Annotated in this window: 19 protein-coding genes and 1 tRNA gene; 1 reads left to right on the forward strand and 19 read right to left on the reverse strand. The window is 56.7% G+C overall.

The genetic code is table 11. From position 1 onward, the window contains the following. Positions 1 to 164 precede the first annotated feature (164 nt). Complete coding sequence (gene map / locus CE168_RS01715) at positions 165 to 944, reverse strand: type I methionyl aminopeptidase (protein WP_099570869.1); 780 nt, start codon at positions 942 to 944, stop codon at positions 165 to 167. Between the two features lie 141 nt (positions 945 to 1,085). Between map and CE168_RS01720 the strand changes: the two genes are divergently transcribed. After that, positions 1,086 to 3,167, forward strand: a complete 2,082-nt coding sequence (locus CE168_RS01720; RefSeq protein WP_099570870.1) for a M13 family metallopeptidase — start codon at positions 1,086 to 1,088, stop codon at positions 3,165 to 3,167. A gap of 55 nt (positions 3,168 to 3,222) precedes the next feature. Here the strand turns inward: CE168_RS01720 and CE168_RS01725 are convergent, their stop codons facing one another. From CE168_RS01725 to CE168_RS01810, 18 genes are all read right to left on the reverse strand, one after another. Next, the gene (locus tag CE168_RS01725) at positions 3,223 to 3,759 is read right to left on the reverse strand and encodes a single-stranded DNA-binding protein (RefSeq protein ID WP_099570871.1); all 537 of its coding nucleotides are present in this window, start codon (positions 3,757 to 3,759) and stop codon (positions 3,223 to 3,225) included. A 394-nt stretch (positions 3,760 to 4,153) separates the two neighbouring features. After that, entirely contained in the window at positions 4,154 to 5,989 is a 1,836-nt protein-coding gene (locus CE168_RS01730) for a proline--tRNA ligase (RefSeq protein WP_099570872.1), read from the reverse strand. A gap of 145 nt (positions 5,990 to 6,134) precedes the next feature. Beyond that, positions 6,135 to 7,541 carry a PIF1 family DEAD/DEAH box helicase gene (locus CE168_RS01735; RefSeq protein ID WP_099570873.1) on the reverse strand — a complete coding sequence of 469 codons (1,407 nt, stop codon included), beginning with the start codon at positions 7,539 to 7,541 and terminating at the stop codon, positions 6,135 to 6,137. A gap of 52 nt (positions 7,542 to 7,593) precedes the next feature. Then, positions 7,594 to 8,478 carry a Cof-type HAD-IIB family hydrolase gene (locus CE168_RS01740; RefSeq protein ID WP_236824283.1) on the reverse strand — a complete coding sequence of 295 codons (885 nt, stop codon included), beginning with the start codon at positions 8,476 to 8,478 and terminating at the stop codon, positions 7,594 to 7,596. A 63-nt stretch (positions 8,479 to 8,541) separates the two neighbouring features. Continuing rightward, positions 8,542 to 9,192, reverse strand: coding sequence for an oligoribonuclease (gene orn / locus CE168_RS01745; RefSeq protein ID WP_099570875.1), 651 nt, complete (start codon positions 9,190 to 9,192; stop codon positions 8,542 to 8,544). Between the two features lie 335 nt (positions 9,193 to 9,527). Continuing rightward, positions 9,528 to 11,072 (reverse strand): IMP dehydrogenase, encoded by a 1,545-nt coding sequence (guaB, locus tag CE168_RS01750; RefSeq protein WP_003835694.1) that lies wholly within the window; start codon positions 11,070 to 11,072, stop codon positions 9,528 to 9,530. Positions 11,073 to 11,196: 124 nt separating this feature from the next. Beyond that, the gene (locus CE168_RS01755) at positions 11,197 to 12,339 is read right to left on the reverse strand and encodes an MraY family glycosyltransferase (RefSeq protein ID WP_099570876.1); all 1,143 of its coding nucleotides are present in this window, start codon (positions 12,337 to 12,339) and stop codon (positions 11,197 to 11,199) included. Further along, the gene (locus tag CE168_RS01760; RefSeq protein WP_099570877.1) at positions 12,336 to 12,998 is read right to left on the reverse strand and encodes an L-threonylcarbamoyladenylate synthase; all 663 of its coding nucleotides are present in this window, start codon (positions 12,996 to 12,998) and stop codon (positions 12,336 to 12,338) included. The genes CE168_RS01755 and CE168_RS01760 overlap by 4 nt, the downstream gene beginning before the upstream one ends. Before the next feature lie 243 nt (positions 12,999 to 13,241). Further along, on the reverse strand, positions 13,242 to 13,946 hold the full coding sequence (locus tag CE168_RS01765) for an ABC transporter ATP-binding protein (RefSeq protein ID WP_099570878.1): 705 nt from the start codon (positions 13,944 to 13,946) through the stop codon (positions 13,242 to 13,244). Then, entirely contained in the window at positions 13,946 to 14,743 is a 798-nt protein-coding gene (locus tag CE168_RS01770) for an ABC transporter ATP-binding protein (protein WP_033500921.1), read from the reverse strand. The genes CE168_RS01765 and CE168_RS01770 overlap by 1 nt, the downstream gene beginning before the upstream one ends. Beyond that, entirely contained in the window at positions 14,740 to 15,900 is a 1,161-nt protein-coding gene (locus CE168_RS01775; RefSeq protein WP_003835686.1) for a branched-chain amino acid ABC transporter permease, read from the reverse strand. Before CE168_RS01775 ends, CE168_RS01770 begins: the two co-directional genes overlap by 4 nt. Before the next feature lie 4 nt (positions 15,901 to 15,904). Continuing rightward, positions 15,905 to 16,831, reverse strand: coding sequence for a branched-chain amino acid ABC transporter permease (locus CE168_RS01780; RefSeq protein WP_099570879.1), 927 nt, complete (start codon positions 16,829 to 16,831; stop codon positions 15,905 to 15,907). 156 nt (positions 16,832 to 16,987) lie between these two features. Next, positions 16,988 to 18,184, reverse strand: coding sequence for an ABC transporter substrate-binding protein (locus CE168_RS01785; RefSeq protein ID WP_099570880.1), 1,197 nt, complete (start codon positions 18,182 to 18,184; stop codon positions 16,988 to 16,990). A gap of 243 nt (positions 18,185 to 18,427) precedes the next feature. Next, positions 18,428 to 19,402, reverse strand: a complete 975-nt coding sequence (gene prmC / locus CE168_RS01790; protein WP_099570881.1) for a peptide chain release factor N(5)-glutamine methyltransferase — start codon at positions 19,400 to 19,402, stop codon at positions 18,428 to 18,430. An 8-nt stretch (positions 19,403 to 19,410) separates the two neighbouring features. Further along, the gene (gene prfA / locus CE168_RS01795; protein ID WP_099570882.1) at positions 19,411 to 20,499 is read right to left on the reverse strand and encodes a peptide chain release factor 1; all 1,089 of its coding nucleotides are present in this window, start codon (positions 20,497 to 20,499) and stop codon (positions 19,411 to 19,413) included. A gap of 244 nt (positions 20,500 to 20,743) precedes the next feature. Further along, on the reverse strand, positions 20,744 to 20,956 hold the full coding sequence (gene rpmE, locus CE168_RS01800) for a 50S ribosomal protein L31 (protein ID WP_003808371.1): 213 nt from the start codon (positions 20,954 to 20,956) through the stop codon (positions 20,744 to 20,746). A 107-nt stretch (positions 20,957 to 21,063) separates the two neighbouring features. Further along, a tRNA-Ile gene (locus CE168_RS01805) sits at positions 21,064 to 21,137 on the reverse strand. Positions 21,138 to 21,188: 51 nt separating this feature from the next. Next, positions 21,189 to 22,415 carry an ROK family protein gene (locus CE168_RS01810; RefSeq protein ID WP_099570883.1) on the reverse strand — a complete coding sequence of 409 codons (1,227 nt, stop codon included), beginning with the start codon at positions 22,413 to 22,415 and terminating at the stop codon, positions 21,189 to 21,191. Positions 22,416 to 22,548 lie beyond the last annotated feature (133 nt).

The raw sequence follows: 22,548 nt of genomic DNA on the forward strand, positions 1-22,548 counted from the left end.
CATTCGATCCCTCATTCCCGTATAACGAATAATCAGTTTTCCCGTGCGAAATTACGCATATAAAAAGCCGATGTCTAGAATTGCAAAAGAATTCCAGACATCGGCTTCGCCTGATGAATTTCGTTAGTCCACTACGAAATCACAACGTTTTCGCCAACCACTGATCACTTGTCGCGAACGGTGAGAATCACCGGACCATTATCGGTAATGGCAATGGTGTGCTCGCTGTGCGCGCCACGGGAACCATCGGAGCTCTTCAGCGTCCAACCATCCTTCGGATCCTGGTAAATCTCGTCGGTGGTCTTGAGGAACCACGGTTCGATAGCGATGACCAGGCCCGAACGCAGCTTGTAGCCGTGGTGGGCGCGGCCATCGTTCGGCACGTGCGGATCGCCGTGCATGATACGGCCGACGCCGTGACCGCCGAATTCAAGGTTAATCGGATAACCGTATTCGCGGGCCACATCGCCGACGGCCGCGGAAACATCACCCAGACGGTTGCCCGGCTGTGCGGCGGCGATACCGGCTTCCAAAGCCTCTTCGGTGCACTTGATCAGACGTAGATCCTCAGGATCCTTATGCTCGCCTACCACAAAACTGATGGCGGAATCGGCAACCCAACCGTCGACGTTAATCGCCAGATCGAGGCTGACCAGATCGCCGTCTTTCAGGTTGTAGTCGAACGGAACGCCATGCAGCACCGCATCGTTCACGGAAATGCAAATGTAGTGTGCGAACGGGCCGGTGCCAAAATCCGGAGCGTAGTCGACGTAGCAGGATTCGGCTCCCTTGCGATCGACGATGCGCTTGTGCACGAATTCGTCGATTTCCAGCAGATTGGTACCAACTTTGGTGAATTCCTTGAGATCACGCAGAATACCGCCGACGAAACGGCCGGCCGGCTTCATCTCTTCGATCTCTTTCGGTGTTTTCAGTTCAATCATGCTTATAACCCTACTTCGTACGCCCTACAGTGCATGTGTTTCTTGCGATCAGGCAATCGCGTCTTGCATATGGAATTGCATAATGACGATTATTCGTTTCGGATACACTGTTTTGTCATCAAAGATGGATAGTGTGAAGTCATGAGTACCACTTTGAATTCGGGTATTGATCCGGCATCGTTCTCCGCCGTGACCGGCCCTGCGCAAGATCTGTTCCGCTATGTCAACGGCCCGTGGATCGACATGTATCGCCTTCCTGACGACCGTTCCCGTTATGGTTCGTTCGACAAGCTCGCCGAAGACGCCGAAAACCAGATTCGTGAGATTCTCGAGGACGATGACTGCCCTGCCGAGAAGTCCCACGCCCTGTATGCAAGCTTCCTTGATGTCGATGCCATCAACGCTTCCGGGCTCGCCGCCATCGAACGCCAGCTTGAGGCCATTGATGCCGCTGCCAGCAAAACCGAACTCACCCGCGCTTTGGGCGCAATGAATCCGGCTGGCGGCCCTGACTTGATTGGCATTGCCGTATATGGCGATCCCGGCGCTCCCGAAACCAACATCATCCATGTTGAGCAGGCCGGTTTGGGTCTGCCCGATGAAGCGTATTACCGTGAAGACCACTATGCGCCGATTCGCGAAGCGTACGTCGATATGGTGGCCAAGCAGCTCAAGAACGCGAAGCTTGCCGCCGATAGCGAGCAAGCCGAAGCCGATGCCAAGCGTTTCCTCGATGTTGAGACGCGTATCGCCGCGAACCATTGGGACAATGTAGCCACCCGTGATTCGGTGAAGACCTATAATCCCACTGATTATGCGGAATTGAGCGGCATGCTCGCCGATTATGATTTCGACGCATGGATCGAATCTTGGCAGTCCGCATATGATCAGACTTCCGCAGCACAGGTGCAACCGCTTGATTTCCGCGGTGTTTTCAACCGTGTGGTGGTGCATGAGCCGAGCTTCCTCACCGGTCTTAACGCGTTCTGGAAGACCGCGGATCTTGATGATCTCAAGCTGTGGGCTCGCGTGCATGTGATCATCGGATCCACATTGGAGCTGCCGCACGAATTCGATGAGACGAATTTCGAATTCTATGGCAAGACGTTGTCTGGCCAGAAGCAGCAGCGTGTGCGCTGGAAGCGTGGCGTTTCGTTGGTCAACGGCATTTGCGGCGAGGATGTGGGCCGCGAATATGTGAAGAGGCACTTCCCCGAGTCGTCAAAGCAACGCATGGAACAGCTGGTCGGCAATCTGATCGACGCCTACCGCATGTCCATCTCCAGTTCTGCCTGGCTTGGCGAGGAAACCAAGCAGAAGGCGTTGGAGAAGCTCTCCAAGTTCGTGCCGAAGATCGGTTACACGAACCATTGGCGTGACTATTCCGCGCTTGACGTACATGAGGATGCCGGTTTCGCCGAGAACATGCGTGCCGCCAACCTGTATGAGACCGGCTACCAGTTGGCCAAGGTCGGCAAGAGCGTTGACAAGGACGAATGGCTGATGAATCCGCAGACGGTGAACGCCTACTATGAGCCGACCATGAACGTGATCGTGTTCCCGGCCGCCATTCTGCAGCCGCCGTTCTTCGATCCGAACGCCGAAGACGCCGCAAATTACGGTGGTATCGGCGCGGTGATCGGTCATGAGATCGGCCACGGTTTCGACGATCAGGGCGCCCAGTATGACGGCGACGGCAAGCTCAACGATTGGTGGACCGAAGAAGACAAAGCCAATTTCGAACAGCTCACGCAGAAGCTCATCGACCAGTACAACGCATTCGTACCGACTCAGCTCGCCGAAAAGTACGCCGATGATCCCACCCAGGCTCCGCATGTGAACGGCGCGCTGACCATCGGCGAGAACATCGGCGACTTAAGTGGCGTGAACATCGCACTCAAGGCGTACTCGTTCGCCCTTGACGAGGCAGCCGGCCGTGAGAAGAACGGATCCATGGACGCAATTGAGGATTCGCTGGCTGAAGCGCCGCAAATCGACGGTTTCACCGGATTGCAGCGTTTCTTCCTCAGCTATGCATCCATCTGGCGCACCAAGAATCGTGACGAGCTGGCGGAGCAGTATCTGCAGATCGACCCGCATTCCCCCGCTGAATGCCGCACGAACGGCATCGCACGCAACGTTGACCTGTTCTACAAGGCGTTCGATGTGAAGCCTGAGGACGGCATGTGGCTTGATCCCGATCAGCGTGTGCGCATCTGGTAGCGAGCCGCATCATCAGTAGGCAATCGTCGCCAATCGTACAAGGCATTGATGCCTCCTAATGTATGTCGCCGCCGAATTCTTCGGGATCTCCCGAGAATTCGGCGGCTTCGTCATCTTCGGGAACCACTATCTCAACCGGAGCCACGCTGCCATGTCTTGCGAACGGGTCGACTCCTACTTGAGGTTCCATGCCCTTCGTTTCCGGTTGGGCTTGGTCGTTTGGCTTGACAAACTTGCGCAACGTAGTGACGCCACGGTTGAGGTCATGTCCTGCCGCGCTGGCTTCCAGCACAATGCGCGACTGCGGTTTACCATTCATATCGGTCCATGTTTCCGTGGCAAGCGAACCCATTACAATAACCGGTTCGCCTTTCTTCAACGATTGGCAGATGTTTTCGGATAGATTCCGGTACGCTTTCACCGTGATCCACGTGGTGGGAAGATCTTTCCATTGCTGTGTGCGATTGTCGAAATACCGTCTGGTGCTTGCCATTCTGAACGAGCTGGCATGAGGCATGCCATCCTTGTTGAATTGCGTGGGATTGGCGCCCACATATCCGGTGATGGTGATGAGAGCTTGCTGTTGTGCCATGATCGGCCCTTTCTGTCGCTTTGGTAAATAAAGGGGCCGCGGAAAGCACCGATGAAGGTGCGAAAGCAACGTGCAGTCGGAGAAATGGGTTGCGAGAGAGGGGCTCTGCACGCCTTTCCGCTTCCTTGCGTTTCCGCGGTAGAACCACTATCACTGATTCGACCATACTGACACAAGCGCAACCGACAAATGTGGATAAAGGACGCCGTTTCGGGCGAGTCGTGGATAGTCGGTGGATAAATTTCACTTATCCACAGCAATGTACTGTCGATATGTGCATGTTTTCCGCAAAATCATGCTTCCGTCTATCTGTTTTCTAGATAAAAAAACGGAAGACTATGGAACATCCATAATCTCCCGTTTATATATGCTGAAATAATCGGAAAAAAGATTATTACCTCAGCAGTGCGGCGACACGGTCGGCGATCACCTGAGCGGCGTCGGCAACAGGCACGGCTTCGGCGTTCTCGCCATTGCGGTCACGCACTTCGATGGTGCCATTGTTGACAGTGTCACGGCCTGCGACGGCGACCAGCGGCACACCGATAAGCTCGGCATCCTTGAATTTGACGCCCGGGGAAACCTTCTTGCGGTCATCGAAGATCACTTCGATGCCCTTGGCTTCCAGCTCGGCGATCAGTTGCTCGGCGGCTTCGAATGCGGCCGCATCCTTGCCGGTGGCCACCACATGCACCTGGGCGGGAGCGATGATGGCCGGCCATGCCAAGCCCTTCTCGTCATGGTGGGTTTCGGCGATGCAAGCCATCACACGAGACACGCCAATGCCGTAGGAGCCCATCCACACCGGCACGGTCTTGCCGTTCTGGTCAAGCACCTTCAGGCCGAGCGCGTTGGAATACTTCAGACCGAGCTGGAACACCTGACCGATTTCCACACCGCGTTCGAAGCTCAGCGGGCCGGAACCGTCCGGGCTCATGTCGCCGTGGCGAACCTGCACGGCCTCCACCACGCCGTCGGCCTCAAAGTCACGGCCATACACGAGATCGTAGTAGTCAACACCGGCTTCATCAGCGCCGGTGAACCATGCGGAGCCGCGGGCGATATGCGCGTCGATAAGGTAACGCAACGCTTCGCCGGTTTCGTTGGCGTTTTCGGCCTTTTCACCGCCGCGAGCCTGCGGGCCAAACGCCATCGGGCCGATATAGCCCTTGACGAGTTCCGGATGCTTCTTCAGATCCTCGTCGGTGGCCTCTTCGATTTCAGCCGGAGTGAACTGCGCTTCAAGACGCTTCATGTCGACGGTACGATCGCCAGGCACGCCGACAACCACCAGTTCGCGCCACGGCTCGTCATGATCGTCATCCTGCGGATGCATCACGGCGATTACCACATTCTTCAGAATATCGGAAGCCTCCCACGCGCGGCCGTCGGAACGCGGATGGTTGGCGTTGGCGAATTCAACCATCTGATCGATGGTTTCAGCATTCGGCGTCGGACGCTTTTCAGCGGTCGGAGTGTTGCTGAAGTCGATGGCTTCCGGTTCCGGAGTGGTCAGCGCCTCAACATTCCAAGCCTTGCCGCTCGGAGACTGGGCGAAGGTGTCTTCGCCGATTTCCATCGGAGCAAGGAACTCTTCGGATTCGAAACCGCCCATCGGGCCGGCCATGGCGTGCACCGGCACATACTTCAAATCGAGACGGTTGAAAATACGCTCATAGGCGCCACGCTCGTCCATATACGCCTTGACAAGACCTTCCTTGTCGAGCGTGAAGGAGTAGGCGTCCTTCATGATGAATTCACGGCCACGGATCAGGCCTGCACGCGGACGGAATTCGTCACGATACTTGGTCTGAATCTGGTAGAGGGTAACCGGCAGATCCTTGTAGGAGGAGTACAGGTCCTTGACCAGCAAGGTGAACATTTCCTCATGGGTCGGTGCCAGCAGGTAGTCGGCCTCATGACGATCCTTCAAACGGAAGATGTTGTCGCCATACTCTTCCCAACGATGGGTGGCCTCATACGGCTCACGCGGCAGCAGACCGGAGAAGTGAACTTCCTGGGCGTCGATCGAAGCCATTTCCTCACGGATGATGTTTTCGATCTTGTTCAGAACATTCAGGCCCAGCGGCAGCCAGGTCCAAATACCCGGAGCGGCCTTGCGCAGGTAGCAGGCGCGCTGCAGAAGCTTATCCGATACGACATCTGCATCGGCGGGATCCTCACGCAGAGTGCGCAGGAACATGGTGGACATACGAAGTGCTTTAGTCATATGCCCAAAACTACTCAGGCAAGGGGACGTAAGCCCAATCCAGACACCCGTTCACCGATGTATGGCGATGCACGGACGGAACACAACAGTCATATCCGTCGAATCCCAAAAATCATCGTAAATGCCGAACAAGGCAATCGCCGCACTAGAACAGCGCATCCTGCGCGAACTCGTCATCGTCGGAGACTGCAGTCATCTGCTGGAACGCGGCGATGCCATCGTGAGCCAATGTATCGGACGCCTGTGCCGAGGAGAGACGCAACTCGCCGTCCAGGCGCACCGCATCGGGCGAAACCAAAAACATGCGTTCGTTCACACCGTCCAAATACAGGCCCTGCAGGCCTTCCACACGAGACAGCGCCACATACCCCATGCCGGGCGCGAAGGTGCGCCGCAAATCCATCACCGCACGGTCGAGCGTCATACCTTGCGATTTGTGGATGGTGATCGCCCACGCGCAGCGCAACGGCACTTGGTTGACGCTGGCGAGCACTGTGTCGCCGTCCATCATTTCCCAGCAATTCGGCTTCATGGTAACGATATTGCCGTTTTCAAATTCAACGATCGGCCATCCGCCCTTGTTTTCGGCGGCAAATCCGCGCACGGTGCCCAATGATCCGTTCACGAATTGGTGGTCGGTGTCGTTGCGTACGGCCATCACCGCGGCTCCGGTTTTGAGCTGCAAGCGTTCGGGGGCAAGCATGTTTTTCTTCAAACGTTCCACCAGATTGACCGGTCCTGCGGCTTCGGCGAAATATTCGTGCGGTTCCTCGTTGATTTCGAACAGGCGCATGTCGTTGAGCGTGTCCGCCTGCTTGTTGACGGGAAACAGATTGACGGCCTGCTGACCAGGTTCGGGGATTGCGCCCAGTCTGGTGAGGAGCACATTGCGATCGTCATCGTTCACGCAACCGTTGCGAATATCGGTCAATACGGTGAGCAGACTGCCGTCATCCTGACGATGCTGTTCGGTCAGGTAACAGATTGCGGGATTCAATTCCCGCCATACCAATGATTCGGTGACGAAACCATCTGGATTGAGTCCCGCTTTCGCATATCGTTCGCGGGAAGCCACGAATTCCGGGCTTGGCGTGACCAGATCGTGGTTGCGTCCACCCACACTCACTGGAGGAAGCTGGAAGAAATCGCCGGACAGCACCACTTGAAGCCCGCCGAACGGGCGTTGGTCACGTCGAATGATGCGGCACACCTGATCTACCATGTCGAACAGCCACGCATGCAGCATGGAAACCTCATCGATGATGAGAATGTCAGCGCCCTGCAGCTTACGTTTGCGTCGGGTACGTATGGTTTTGATCAGATTGTCGGTGAGCGCGTTGGCAAGTCCGACACCGCTCCATGAATGAATGGTCTGCCCGTTGATATGCGTGGCCGCGATACCGGTAGACGCCGTCACCGACACCGCAGCACCTTCGGCACGGGCCTGACGCACGAACTCATTGAGCACGTAAGTCTTGCCAGCACCCGGCGCACCCGTCAGAAAGACGCTCGCACCACTTTGCAGAATCGCCAATGCCTCAGCCTGCCGCATGCCGCACCGCCTTTCCTGTTCAATCGACCATCAATTCCGAAAAACGGCTTCCTTACGCAATCAGCTTGTCGACAACCTGAAGCACCCCGTGATCGGCATTGGATGGAGCCACAAAATGCGCTGCTTGCTTCAACGCGGGGTGCGCATTGCCCATGGCGAACGACCACTCCCCTGCCGAAAGCATCTGCAGATCGTTGAGATAATCGCCGAATACCGCCGTTTGGGCCGCAGTGATGCCAAGCACGCGCTGCAACGCTTCGACGCCCTGCTTCTTATTGGTTGTGGCATTCATGATGTCGACCCACAGTTTGCCGGAAACCACCACCTGATAATCGTTTTTCAGTGGCGTCAGCTTTTCCGCGGCCATTGTTTCGGCATCGTCGAAATCGAGAATCGCCAGTTTGAGTATGGTGTCGCTTTCGCCGTTTGATGCGATTACATCTTCAAGCACGCTATGCAGATCGTCCACAATCTCCAGTGCCGCATAATATTTGCCGACTTCGTCAAGGAACGGCTTGTCCGTGCGCTGCACGTATGCCGTGCGCAGGCCACAAAGCACCAATCCCATATCGTATTCGCCAGCCGCGGCAGAAGCGTTCACCGTATCGATGGTCCAGCGGGTCACATCGGTATCGACGCCGTGCACTTCGGCGATATTACCGTCAATGGCCACGACATTGCCGTTTTCCGCGATATACGAAAGTTCGCCGCCGTCAAGCACCCGCGCCGCCTTATCGGCGAACATGGCACGCAAGGTAGCGTACTGGCGTCCGGACGCCGGCACGAATTCAACGCCTCGCGAGCGCAGCCGGGCAAGCATCGGCCAGAAACCTTGCGGAATCTCGCTATGCTCATCAAGCAGGGTGCCATCCATATCGGCAACCACCAAGCGAATGTCTTGCGGGATTTCGATGCTGGTCCAATCGGCTGCGCTCACTGGAGTCCTTTCCATGTTTTCGTTGGAATATCAGGTTTTCCAACGATTGTGCGATATGCGGAATCAGTTGTTGTTCAAAATGCTGGTTGCCACGATCTGATCGGCGATCGCCTTGGCTTCGGCTGCGTCAGGACCGGGCGCCGCTGCCATGAACGCCTTACGGTAGTAACGCAGTTCATCCAAGGATTCGATGATGTCGGCGAGCGCGCGATGTCCACCGTTCTTCGGCGGACGGTTGCTGTATACGGCCGGATACCAGCGACGGGCAAGCTCTTTGAGCGTGCTCACGTCGATTACGCGGTAGTGCAGGTGTTCCATGAGGTTCGGCATGTAACGGTCGAGGAATTTTTTGTCTGATCCGATGGAGTTGCCTGCGAGCAGCGGCTTGACGCCGTCCGGGGTGAAGCGGGCCACGTATTCGGTGACTTTCCGTTCGGCCTCCTCGACGCTCAGGCCATTCTCCCATTCGTTGATGAGTCCGGAACGGGTGTGCATGGCACGCACGAAATCGTTCATATTGGCCACGGCCGCATCGGAAGGCTTGATCACGAAATCGATGCCTTCGTCGAGCACGTTGAGGTCGAAGTCCGTCGGCACTACGGAAATCTCGCACAGTTCGTCGTGGAAGATGTCAAGACCAGTCATTTCGCAGTCGATCCAGATCAGGCGTGAATCCTTCGCCGTGTATGTTTCACCGTCATGTGCGTCAACCATCTTGCCTCGTTTCCTTTGCGTGTGCGCGTGCCGCTCAGCACGCTTCAGCTGAACATTCGAAGATACCGCGAGGTAGGGAGATTGGAAAACCACGCACTGGGAAGTCATGCTTGTTTTTCGCGATTTGCTTCGTATATCAATGCCGCTACTTGGCGATAAGGCGACGTTCGGTGGTACCACGCAGCACAAGTGAGGTGAACATGATGGAATACGGTTCGTCAAGCGGTTTTCTTATATAAATATTCGCGTTGCAGATATGAATAAAGCCTCTTACTTTCGGTCTTTTCCGAGAAGTAAGAGGCTTTTACCGATTATTGATTACCGGAATTCAGCAATCACTGGCGACCGGAGTAGTTCGGAGCTTCGGCGGTCATGACGATGTCGTGCGGATGGGATTCGCGCAAGCCAGCGTCGGTGATACGGATGAAACGGCCACGTTCCGGCATTTCGGCGATATTGTGGGCGCCAATGTAGAACATGGACTGATGCAGGCCGCCGATCATCTGGTACAGCACTGCGTTCAGCGGTCCGCGGTACGGAACTTCGCCTTCGACACCTTCCGGAACGACCTTGTCGTTGGAGGTGACATCGGCCTGGAAATAGCGATCCTTGGAGTAGGACTTCTTGCCGCGCGGAGCCATGGCGCCGAGGGAGCCCATGCCACGGTACAGCTTGTATTGCTTGCCATGCAGCAGCACCTTCTCGCCCGGAGCTTCCTCGCAGCCTGCGAGGGTGCCACCGAGCATGACGGTGGATGCGCCGGCCACCAGAGCCTTGGCGATGTCGCCGGAATAGTGAATGCCACCGTCGGCGATGCAAGGCACGCCAGCAGCACGGCAGGCCTGGGCGGCCTCGTACACGGCGGTGAGCTGCGGAACGCCGACACCGGCCACCACGCGGGTGGTGCAGATGGAGCCTGGGCCCACGCCAACCTTGACTGCGTCGACGCCGGCGTCAATCATGGCCTGAGCGCCCTGACGGGTGGCCACATTACCACCGATGATGTCAACGCCCTTGAACGCGGAATCGGACTTCAGGCGGCGGATCATGTCGAGAGCCAGCTTGGCCTCACCGTTGGCGGTGTCGACCACGAGCACGTCCACGCCGGCTTCCATCAGAGCGGAAGCACGGTTGTAGGCGTCGCCCAGGAAGCCGATGCCCGCGGCGACGCGCAGACGACCCTGCTCATCCTTGGTGGCGTCCGGGTACTGCTCGGTCTTCACGAAGTCCTTCACGGTGATCAAGCCGGTGAGGTGGCCTTCATCGTCGACCAGCGGCAGCTTTTCGACCTTGTACTTGGCCAGCAGGTCGTGGGCGTCTTCCTTGGAGATGTTGGACGGACCGGTGATGAGGTTTTCGCGGGTCATGACCTCGGAAACCTTGAGGCGGTCGTAATCCTCGGATGCGATGAAACGCATGTCGCGGTTGGTGATGATGCCAACGAGCTTGTTGTCGTTGTCAACGACCGGCAGGCCGGAGATATGGAAACGGCCGCACAGCTTGTCGAGATCAGCCAGCGTCACATCCGGGCTGACAGTCAACGGATCGTTAATCATACCGGATTCGGAGCGCTTGACGATGTCGACCTGAGCGGCCTGGTCGTCGATAGAAAGATTGCGGTGCAGCACGCCGATGCCGCCATTACGAGCCATGGCGATGGCCATATCGGACTCGGTGACGGTGTCCATTGCGGCGGAAATCGCCGGGACCTTCATCGTGATGTTGCGGGTCAGATGGGTGGTCGTGTCCACTTCGGACGGAATGACATCCGTCTCGTTCGGCAGCAGCAGCACATCATCATAGGCGAGGCCAAGCTGTGCGAAAATCGGAGGAAGTGGAGCGTACGTGGAATCTGCATTCATATCAGGAATTGTAGCCATAGACCCACTATATGAACGTGGGCTGACTTACTGCGACACGGCAAAACCAACGTCAAACAAGGGTGTCGCAAAAGTCAACCAATACCGTCAGGCAAAGCGTTTAATCAGTTTTTTTACCGCGCTTCTACGACCGTACTGACGCATGCCTGCTGCCGTCCGCAGCATCCTCTTCCAGCATTTCAGGAATCCTATGCTTTAAATACGGATACATGGTGGCGACGGTCAATACCACAGCCGCAATCAGAAATCCGATAAGCACATACTGTGCTTTGAAAAACAACGTCATAATCGAACCGAAAGCGATCAGCGCTGCCCAACCCCACAGAATCAACACGGCCCCCTGCACAGAATGCCCGATACGCAACATGCGATGATGCAGGTGCATACGGTCCGGATGCATTGGCGACTGCCCCTTACGCAAGCGGCGCACAATCGCAAGACACATGTCGAGGATCGGCAGGAACAATACCAGAATCGGCAGCAGAATCGGCATGAACACCGGCAGATAGATGCTGGCATGAATGCTGGCGGGATCAAGACGACCGGTCATCACAATCGAAGCGCAGGTGATCAGATAGCCAAGCAGCATGGAACCGGAGTCCCCCATGAACAGCTTCGCCGGATGCCAGTTATGCAGCAGAAAGCCCACGCACATGCCAACCATAGCAATGTCGATCAGCGTCGCCATCGAAGCGTATGAGGGCGAATTGCGGGCGATGATGTACGAATAAATGGCGAACGCAATGCCGCCGATCGCCACAATGCCCGACGACAAGCCATCCAAACCATCCACGAAATTGACCGCATTGATGGACGCGACGATCAAAAACGCGGTGATGGCCATCGACAGGCTCGGCGATGCCGTCACCAACGAACCAAGCGGAAGTGAAATGATCTGCAAGCCGCCCCATGCCACAAACACGGAAATCAGCAACTGGCCGGCAAGTTTGAGCATCCAATCAAGATCCCACAAATCATCGGCCATGCCCAGCAGACTGATCATAACTGCGCCGGCGAGAATCACCCACGCCTGCTGCGATTGCGCAAACAATCCCTGAATGAACGGAATGCGGGATGCGAACAGCATCGACACGGTGAAGCCGATCAACATGCCCAAACCGCCCAGTCGCGGGGTTGGAATGGTGTGCACGTCTCTCGCGCGCACTTCGCCGACCGCGCCGATTTCAATGGCGATATGGCGAATCAGCGGCGTAATCAGATAGGTGACGCCACCAGCAATCGCAGCAATGAACAGGTAAATTCTCATACGCCCAAAGCACCGCCATTCAACGTCAAGGCCTTTCGGATAACCGGCTCGCGAATCACTCCCTCCCGAAGAATCGCAATGCCGTCACGCCCATGAGGATCAGCCGCCACAACTGTGGAAGCCACATGACCGGGGGTCGCTCCCCCATCCAAGTACAGATCCACAGCATCACCGAGCGCTGCGACGGCTTCCTGAACCGTCTGCGCGCTTTCCTCGCCAGAACGATTGGCGCTGGTGGCAGCCAGCGGACCTGTGGCACGAAGGATCCGCAAAGCGACCGCGGAATTAGGAATACGGACGCCTTGCGTGGCCCTGCCCGTTGACGGATCATGCCGCAAAGTGGCAAGTGAGCAATTGCTTTCCGCTTCCGCTATCGGCGAAAACGCACCCGGCATGAACATGGCCGCCAAACGATTAAGCGGCACCGGCAGCGTCAAATGCAGTTTCTCCAAGCTTTCGATGGACGGCAGCAACACCTGCAGCGATTTGTATTTCGGACGATTCTTGGCAGCGAACACCTTGCGAATCACTTCGATATTGCGCGGATCACAGGCTACTCCATACACAGTGTCCGTAGGAATGACCACCAATCCGCCATCATGGATGATTTCAACGGCCCGGGCAAGGGATTCGTCGTTTACTGTGCAAATCTCGCTCATGACACCTCCCTTTCCAATCAACTCACCTATTGTAAAGCATGGAACGCGGATGCGGTCGAATAAGGCGAATCGACGCGTGTGTTCGGCACGAAACGTCGCAAAATGGACCAATCACGACGCAATGAAAAAAAAAACGACGATTCACCGGCCCATTGCAACGCAAATAAGACCGGAAACGGCATAAAAAATCCGCCGGCCAGAATTATTTCTGATTCCAGCCGACGGAACAAGACGGACACTGTCTCAGGCGCCCAGATACGCCTTGCGCACCTGCTCGTTGTTCAGCAGCTCTTTGGCGTCGCCTTCCATCGTGATACGGCCGGTTTCCAGCACGTATGCACGGTCTGCAATCGACAGCGCCATCTTGGCATTCTGCTCAACCAGCAGAATCGTGATGCCCTGCTCGTGCAGTTTGCGGATGATGGAGAAGATCTCCTTGACGAGCTTCGGGGACAGACCCATGGACGGTTCGTCCATGAGGATCGTCTTCGGATGGCTCATCAGCGCGCGGCCCATCGCGAGCATTTGCTGCTCGCCGCCGGACAGTGTGCCGGCCTTTTGGTTGCGACGTTCCTTCAGACGCGGGAACAGACCGTAGACCATGTCAAGATCCCTCTTAAGGCTCGACTGGTCCTTCAGGCTGAACGCGCCCATTTCGAGGTTCTCCTCAACGCTCATGCGCGTAAAGACGTGACGGCCTTCGGGAATGTGAGCCATGCCGAGGGTCACGATTTTGTTGCTGTGGGTTTTCAGCAAGTCCACGCCGTTGTACATCACGGAACCGGATTTAGCCGGCACCAGACCGGTGATGGTGTGCAGCGTGGTGGTTTTGCCCGCGCCGTTCGCACCGATCAAGGACACGATCTCGCCATCCTTCACGGTGAAACTGATGCCCTTGACGGCTTCGATGGCACCGTACGAAACGGAAAGGTTCTTGACTTCCAGCATCAGGCTTCCTCCTCGCTTTCGTCATCTTCGTCATCGGAACCAAGGTATGCGGAAATGACCTGCGGATTGTTGGCAATCTCATCCGGCGTGCCGGCTGCGATGGTGCGTCCGTAGTCGAGCACCTGGATGCGCTGGCAGACGTTCATCACCAAGCTCATGTCATGTTCGATTAGCAGGATGGCGATGCCGAAACGGTCGCGGATGGTGTTGATGCAGTTAAGCAGATCCTCAGTTTCTGTCGGATTCATGCCTGCGGCCGGTTCGTCGAGCAGAAGCAGCTTCATGCCGGTGGCAAGGGCGCGTGCGATTTCCAGCTTGCGCTGGGCGCCGTACGGCAGATTCGCGGCTTCGGTTTCCGCCAGACCTTCCAATCCGAAGATCTTGAGCAGGTCGATGGCTTTGGCGTGCATTTCGCGTTCCTGCTTCCAGAATTTCGGCGTGCGGAAAATCGCGCCGCCCATGCGGTAGCTGAACGATTCGTTGAACGCGACCAGCACGTTCTCTTCCACCGTCATCTGACCGAACAGACGAATATTCTGGAAGGTTCTGGCGATTCCGGCACGCACTACCTGGTACGTCTTCTTGCCGTTCATGCGTTCGCCGTCCAGGAAGAACTCGCCTTCCGTAGGCTGGTACACGCCGGTCAGTAGGTTGAACACAGTGGTCTTGCCTGCGCCGTTCGGTCCAATCAGACCGATGAGCTCACCGGAGTTGATGGTCATGTTGAAGTCGGATACGGCCTTCAAGCCTCCAAAGGTGATGCCGAGATGCTCGGCCTTGAGGATGGGCTCACTCATGCCTTCGCCTCCTTGGTAGTGGTGACCGTCTCAGCAACCTTTTCAGCGGTTTCGACTTTTTCAGTCGTCTTCTTAGCGTTCTTGCCGGATTCCTTGGACGCCTTGACCTTTTCAACGGTTTCAGCCTGCTTCGGCTTGCCGTGTGCCTTGAACTTCATCGGGTAGAACAGCTTGTTGATGGTCTTGGTCAGGGAGAATTCCCAGTTGCCGAAGATGCCTTGCGGTCGGAAGATCATGATGAGCACCAGTGCCACCGAGTACACGAGCATGCGGTAGGTGGAGAAGGCGCGCAGCAATTCCGGAAGAATCGTCAGGCCGATGGCGGAGACGATGGAACCGGTCAGCGATCCCATACCGCCGAACACCACCATGATCACGTAATTGATCGACTGCAACCATCCGGCCATGGACGGATTCAACGAACCGATGTACTGCGCGAAGATGCCACCGGCGATGCCTGCGAAGAACGCGGAAATCGCAAATACGAGCACCTTCATGTAAGTGATGTTGATGCCGGATGCGCTGGCCGCGATCTCGTCGTCGCGGATAGCCTTGACGGCACGTCCGTAACGGGAGCGGGCAAACATGAACAGCAGTACAACGGTGACGACGGTAATCCAGAACACGACATACAGGTTGGCGAGACGGTCGATGCCGATCAACGCCTGTCCTGCGGCACCCTTGTCGAGACCCATGCCGCCGGCAACCTTCAGGTTCTGGATGATCACGCGGATGATCTCACCGAAGCCAAGCGTGATGATGGCGAGGTAATCACCATGCAGACGCAATGCAGGGATGCCAACCAGAATACCGAAAATGCAGGCGATTACACCACCGACGAGGGTGGTAAGCAGGAATCGCAAAGTCGGATCCATCGCAACGCCATTGGCGACGAGCAGCTTACTCAGCAAAGCAGCGGAATACGCGCCGATTGCCTCGAAACCGCAGCAGCCTAACGTAAGCTGGCCGAGCACGCCGATAGTGAGGTTCAGCGAAGTGGTCATGATGATGGCGATGCAGATGGTCATCATGATGCCTTTGATATAGGCGCTGGCCATGCCGGATTCGCATACGCCCATCAGTATGCCGAACAGCACGACCACGCCAATCGCGCACATCAGATAGGACTGTTTGGTGGAAAGCATTGATTTCTTCATGGGATCACACCTTCTCTGTTTCCGGTTCGCCCATCAGGCCGGATGGCTTGACCAGGAGCACGATGATGAGGATACCGAACACGATGGCGTCGGAGAACGCGGACGTGATCACACCTCCGGTGATGGTGCCGATATACGCCTTGGTCAGGCTTTCGACCACGCCGATCACCAGACCGCCGACCATAGCGCCCGGAATGGAGCCGATACCACCGAGCACGGCCGCGACGAATGCCTTCAGGCCCAGCATCGCGCCCATCATCGGAGACACCTGCGGATAGGAAATGCAGTACATAAGCGCCGCCACCGCAGCCAGGCCGGAACCGATGGCGAAGGTCAGCGTGATGGTGGAGTTCACGTTGATGCCCATCAGAATCGACGCTTCTTTATCTTCGGAAACCGCACGCATGGCCTTGCCCTGCTTGGTGTGGGAGACGAACAGCTGCAGCGCGACCATGATGATGACGCCGAGCGCGATGGTGATGATGGTCGCGCCGTCGATCTTCAGCTTGCCGAGCGACAGCGTCGGAATCTGGATGATCGTTGGCACAGTCTGGTAATCGGCGCCGAAGATGGCCTGGGAGCCATTCTCCAGCAACAGGCTCATGGCGATTGCGGTGATGAGGGCCGTCATGCTGTTGCCCTTCTCACGCACCGGCTTGTATGCGGCCCTCTCCACGATGACGCCCACCGCCACGCACATGAGGATCGCAGGAATGACGGCCACCCATGCGGGCAGGCCGAACGCGACGATTGCCGGAATGGTAAGCATCAGCACATATGCGCCGACCATGATGAAATCGCCGTGCGCGAAGTTGATCAAACGAATGATGCCGTACACCATGGTGTAGCCAAGTGCCACAAGCGAGTACACGCTACCAATCTTCAAACCATTGAAGATCTGGCTGATGAACATGATGATCTGATCGCCCATCATTCCTCCTTTCAAAAATTTGTCTGCCGTCAGGCTCTCGAACCCGACGAATATGGATAAAACGCCTTGATACGCGAAAGGGAGAGAACCGGTTTCCCGGTCCCCTCCTCTTATATGCTCAGGCTTTCAAAATCCTTGCCTTCAAGCAGATGGAAATCACTTGGATGGCTGGATGGTGGTCTTGTACTGAGGCTTGCCGTCCTTAAGCTCAAGGACGATGACGGACTTCTTCGGGGAGCCCTTCTTGTCGAGCGTGAAGTTGCCGGTCACGCCTTCGAAGCTCATACCGGAGATAGCGTTGCGCACAGACTCGCGGGTGGCGTTCTTACCGGCCTTCTCGATCGCCTGAGCCATCATGTACACGGAGTCATAGGCCAGTGCGGTGAAGGTGTTTGGATCGGCGTTCTTGTTGGCCTTCTTGTAAGACTTGATGAAGTCCTGCACCTTGGCGTTGGAGGCGTCGTCTGGAGAATAATGGGTGGTGTAGAGCACATTGTTGTACAGCGACTTATCGTCGGTCATCTTCAGGCCATCGTAGCCGTCAGGACCCATCACATAACCATCGTAGCCGACGGAACGGGCCTGCGGGATGATGTACGGGCCAGCAACGGAGTAATAGTACGGAGCGTACAGGAACTCGGCGCCAGCGGCCTGAATCTTCTGCAGCTGGGAGGAGTACTCAGTGTCGTCGGCGCTGGAGGAATTCTCCTCTGCCACGACCTCAAGACCGGCCTTCTTGGCGGCATCGGCGAAAGCCTTGCCCACGCCGGAGGAGTACGGGTCGCCGGTGCCGTATAGCACGGCGACCTTCTTGACCTTCAGGGTCTCGGCTGCGAACTTGGCTGCGATCTCACCCTGATAGGAATCCTTGAAGCAGGTGCGGAACATGTAGCCACCAGTCTCGATGGAGTCGGAGGTGGCGGCCGGAGCAATGGCCGGCAGCTTGGCCTGATCGGCCAGCGGAGCCACTGCTGCGGTGGTGGAGGAGATGGTCGGACCGAGCACGCCGAGCACGCTGGCGTCACCGGCGAGCTTGTTGAAGGCGTTGGAGGCTTCGGTGGCGTCGCCCTTATCGTCCATGGACTCGAGCTTGACCTTCTTGCCGTTGATGCCGCCCTTGGCGTTGATCTCGTCCACAGCCAGCTTGAAGCCGGCGACTTCGGCCTCGCCGTATGCGGCGGCGGTACCGGAGTTGGTGGTGATGGATCCCAGCGTGATGGTATCGCTGTTGGCCGCACTACCATTGGAACTGCTAGAACCGTCCATGCTGCCGCCAGAGCAGGCAGCGAGGGACATTGACATTGCGCCTGCCGCGATCACGGCAACGCACTTGGCGGAGAACTTGACGTTCATTCCGTTCTTCCTCTTTTCTTGAAAATGCCGCACATTCCTCTCAACGCGCACCATGAAAGCCATTCATGTTCATCTCAATCCCGTGCGCGGAACCGCAATGGCCGCTTATGGCTGCCATCCGTTCTTCATGTGCATTCCGATTGTTCTTTATAGCCCGACGGACAGCGCCATGCATAAAATGTTCTTATAGTGAGACTCAACTTCCGGCTATATCTTCACCGGCATGCCGCGGAACGTCTTGTTTTATCCGATTACTTGCTTTTCCGCCGTCAGATAACGCGGACGACCGGTGTAATCGTTGTGAACAACGGCATCGACGAAACCGCAAGTACGTGCGAAAGCGGCAAGCCGCTCCCCCTGCGTGACGTCGTGTTCCATTACCAGAAGCCCGCCTGGCTTGAGTAGCTTTGAAGCGCGTGAGATGATGCGCTCCGGGATGAGCGTGCCATCCGAGGAACCGCCGTACAGCGCCAGATCGGGATCGTAATCGCGTACTTCCGGCTGCTGCGGAATGCTCGCAAGAGGCACATACGGGGGGTTCGTGAGCACGATATCGACGGTGCCGTCAAGCTGGTTCAGCGTCGGCATTTGCGTGGCGTCGGCGATTTCCAGATGATAGTTGCTGGCGATATTGGGATGCGTCTTTGCGGTTTCGTCGAGATTGATACGGGTCCATTCCGCGGTTTGCTCGCTTTTTTCGACCGCCCACACTTCGCTTCCAGGCACTTCCGACACGAATGATAGGCCAATTGCGCCGCTTCCCGCGCATAAATCAACCACCTTCGCCGAATACATACCTTGCTTGGTGATCCAGTCAATACCCTCCTGCACCACAAGTTCGGTTTCCTGTCGCGGAATGAACACGCCCGGTCCGACTTTCAGATCGAGATAGCGGAACGGCGCATGGCCGGTGATGTGTTGCAATGGCTCACGTTTGGCTCGACGATCCACCATGGAATGAAACCGTTCCATGGCCGCCGCGACGGTATTCCCGGTGGTTTTCGCATTCGCCCAAGCGCCCGATTCTGGCGAATCGGACGCCAAGGCACTGTTCAGATGTCCAACGTCGTCTCCCATAAGCATGGCCTTATCCACGTCCCGCAAGTCAATGTGGAAGGCTTCGGCGAGCAGCAGTTTGACGTCATGTTCCGGAGTGTCGACGCCCGCCGCGCTCAATACGGCCGCGAAGGAACGCACCGTTTCGAATACCGTAGCCACACCACGCCTTACTTCTGGTTGGCGAGACGATCGGCCTCATCGGCCTGAATGTCGCTATCGATCACAGCCTGCAGATCGCCGTCGAGCACGGCGTCAAGATTGTAGGCCTTGTAGTTCGTACGATGGTCGACGATACGGTTTTCAGGGAAATTGTAAGTGCGAATGCGCTCGGAACGATCCAACGAACGTACCTGGGAGTGACGCATGTCCGCGGCCTGTGCGGCTTCTTCCTCGTGCTTCATGGCGAGCAGGCGGCTCTTCAACACGCGCAGTGCGGCCGCACGATTCTGGATCTGGCTCTTCTCATCCTGCATGCTCACCACGATGCCGGTCGGAATGTGGGTCATACGAACGGCGGAATATGTGGTGTTCACGGACTGGCCACCCGGGCCGGAGCTCATGAAGATGTCGATTTTCAGATCCTTCTGATCGATTTCAATCTCATCATCGTCTTCGTCAGCTTCCGGGAACACAATGACACCAGCCGCGGAGGTTTGGATGCGACCCTGCGATTCGGTGACGGGAATACGCTGCACGCGATGCACGCCACCCTCATACTTGAGGGACGCCCATACGCCATCTTCCGGCGCAGGAGTACCCTTAGCGCGAATGGCAAGCTGCACGTCTTTGACGCCACCCAGCTCGGTGGTGTTTTCGCTTTGCACGGCGACCGACCAGCCACGCTTTTCCGCATATCGCATGTACATGCGCAGCAAATCGCCCGCGAACAGCGCCGCTTCCTCACCGCCGGTACCAGCCTTGATTTCCATGATCGTGTCACGCGCATCATCGGGATCGCGCGGAATCAACGCGGTACGCAGCTTCTCTTCCGCCGCCGGAAGCTCGTTCTCCAAACGTTTTGCCTCTTCCGCGAAATCCGGATCTTCGGAGGCCATTTCCTTGGCTGCCTCCAAATCGTCTTTCACCTGCCTGTATGCGGTATATGCGGAAACGATGACGCCCAACTCAGCGTGACGACGTCCCAGCTTACGCATCTTATCCGGATCCGACGCAACTTCCGGCTTGGCCATCTGCTGTTCGATATTGTGATATTCCTCAAGTGCGGTAACCGCCGCGGGGAACTGCTCGTCTGCCAATGTATGCCTTTTCTATCTGCTTATCAATATGCGCTTCAGCGTGAATGCTTCGCTGAACTCCACTCAACCTGTCCATCATATAAGGTGCCTTGGAAACGCTGCCGAAGCGCGGTATTTCGCAGGCATTCCACGCATCTTACGAATATCCCAATCGCATGCACGTCAGCGTATGCGCATCCGTTGCATAATGAAAAACGCCAGCCCACAATCGGACTGGCGTTTTTCATTGCCTAAGCAATAAGACTCACTTGGCCTTCTTGCCGTAACGCTTCTCGAAGCGTGCCACGCGGCCACCGGTGTCGAGGATCTTCTGCTTGCCGGTGTAGAACGGGTGGCAGTTGGAGCACACGTCAACGGTCATGTGATCGCCGTTGTAGGTGGAACGGGTGACGAAGGTGTTGCCGCAAGAGCAGGTAACCTGCACTGCGTGATAATCAGGATGGATACCCTGCTTCATAGTTTGTCTCCTAGAGATTCGGGGGACCCGGGTCGCTGAGCCCCTATGGCAGAGCGTGAACCGGATAACCTTGCAGATTATATCAGAAGTCTTGACTTTGGAAAGAGTGGGGCGTCACGGGCTTGAACCGTGGACCGGCGGATTATGAGTCCGATGCTCTAACCGACTGAGCTAACGCCCCACGTTGCAACATGCGAACATGCCAACTCGGCAAGTTTAGCAAATGGGTGGACTAGTTTTGCCCCATGAAACGCAACGGGTTGTCGATGAAGCGCCGCAAGCCGATTTCGGCCGCGCCCATCAAGGCTGGACGGTCGACGACGTCAGCCACGAGCACGCTCGCTTCGACTTCCGGATATGCCAGCACTTGCGGACGTACCATGCGTTCGATCCTGCGGATCAGTTCAGGTTCGAAACGTGCCCACAGACCACCGAGCATCACCACGTCGACGTCGCAGACATTGATGGTTGATGCGATTACGGAGGATATGGCCTCCAACGCTTTTTCCACAACGGCCACGGTCTGCGCGTCACGCTGTTGCCAACGGTTGATCAGTTCGTCGATGGCACTGCGTGTCGCGGCGGCGTCACTGCTGGCGATTCCGGCCGCGCTCACCATGGAACGCCTGCCCGCATACACTTCAAGGCAGCCGCGACGGCCGCAACGGCAGACCGGACCACGCATGTCGACGGAAACATGACCCAATTCGCCGCCGAAACCATGATCGCCGCTCACCACACGTCCCTCACGGATCACTGCACCGCCGATACCCACGTCGGTCGACATGTAAATAAACGAATCCGTCGGCTTGATCCGCCCAGAATCCTTACGCTGCGTGGCATAGCCGGGAACCTGTGCCAACGCGGCGGCATTGGCCTCGTTGCAGGCAACAGGATCAAGTCGCCTGACCACATCGAACTGCTTGAGATCCAAACGTTCCCAACCGAGATTGCGCGCGCCAAGCAATCGCAGATCATCGGTGACGAGACCCGGCAATGCCAAACCGGTACCGGCAAGCACATAACCTTTCTTGGCAAGCGCTTCTTCCTGCTGCAAAGCCAGTTCGTCGAGACGGGCGAAAATCGCCTGCTCGTCGGCGTTGGCCATGTCGGCGTCGACCCACTGCTCCCCCACAACGGAACCGTCAAGATCGAGCACCACCACGCCATAACCGTCGGTGTTGGCCTGCAATCCCATGCCGCATAGGCGTCCACCTTTGATTTCAAGCGGAATGCTGGGGCGCCCATACAGCGATTGGCCGGAAGGCTCGCCTTCCACCAGAATCTCATTGTCGAGCATCAACGACACCAGTACCGACATGGCCGCTTTGGTCAATCCGGTTTTCTTGGCAAGATCGGCGCGACTCATTGGTTCGGTGGCACGCAATAGCGAATCGAGCACAACGGAAAGATTATGGTTTCGTAAATCGTCTTGATTGATACTCCGCAGTGAAGCCATGGTTCCCTCCTTCTCGACGCGTCTTCGCGGGAAAAGCGCACCGTCTCTATAGTCAAATCACTTTATGATGGTACACTAGACATTATAGTTCATTCATCTAACTAAATGAGGTGGCGGACGGTGCGAATTCCTT

The organism is Bifidobacterium sp. N5G01 (genome assembly GCF_002742425.1).
In the GTDB taxonomy this organism is placed as follows: domain Bacteria; phylum Actinomycetota; class Actinomycetes; order Actinomycetales; family Bifidobacteriaceae; genus Bifidobacterium; species Bifidobacterium hominis.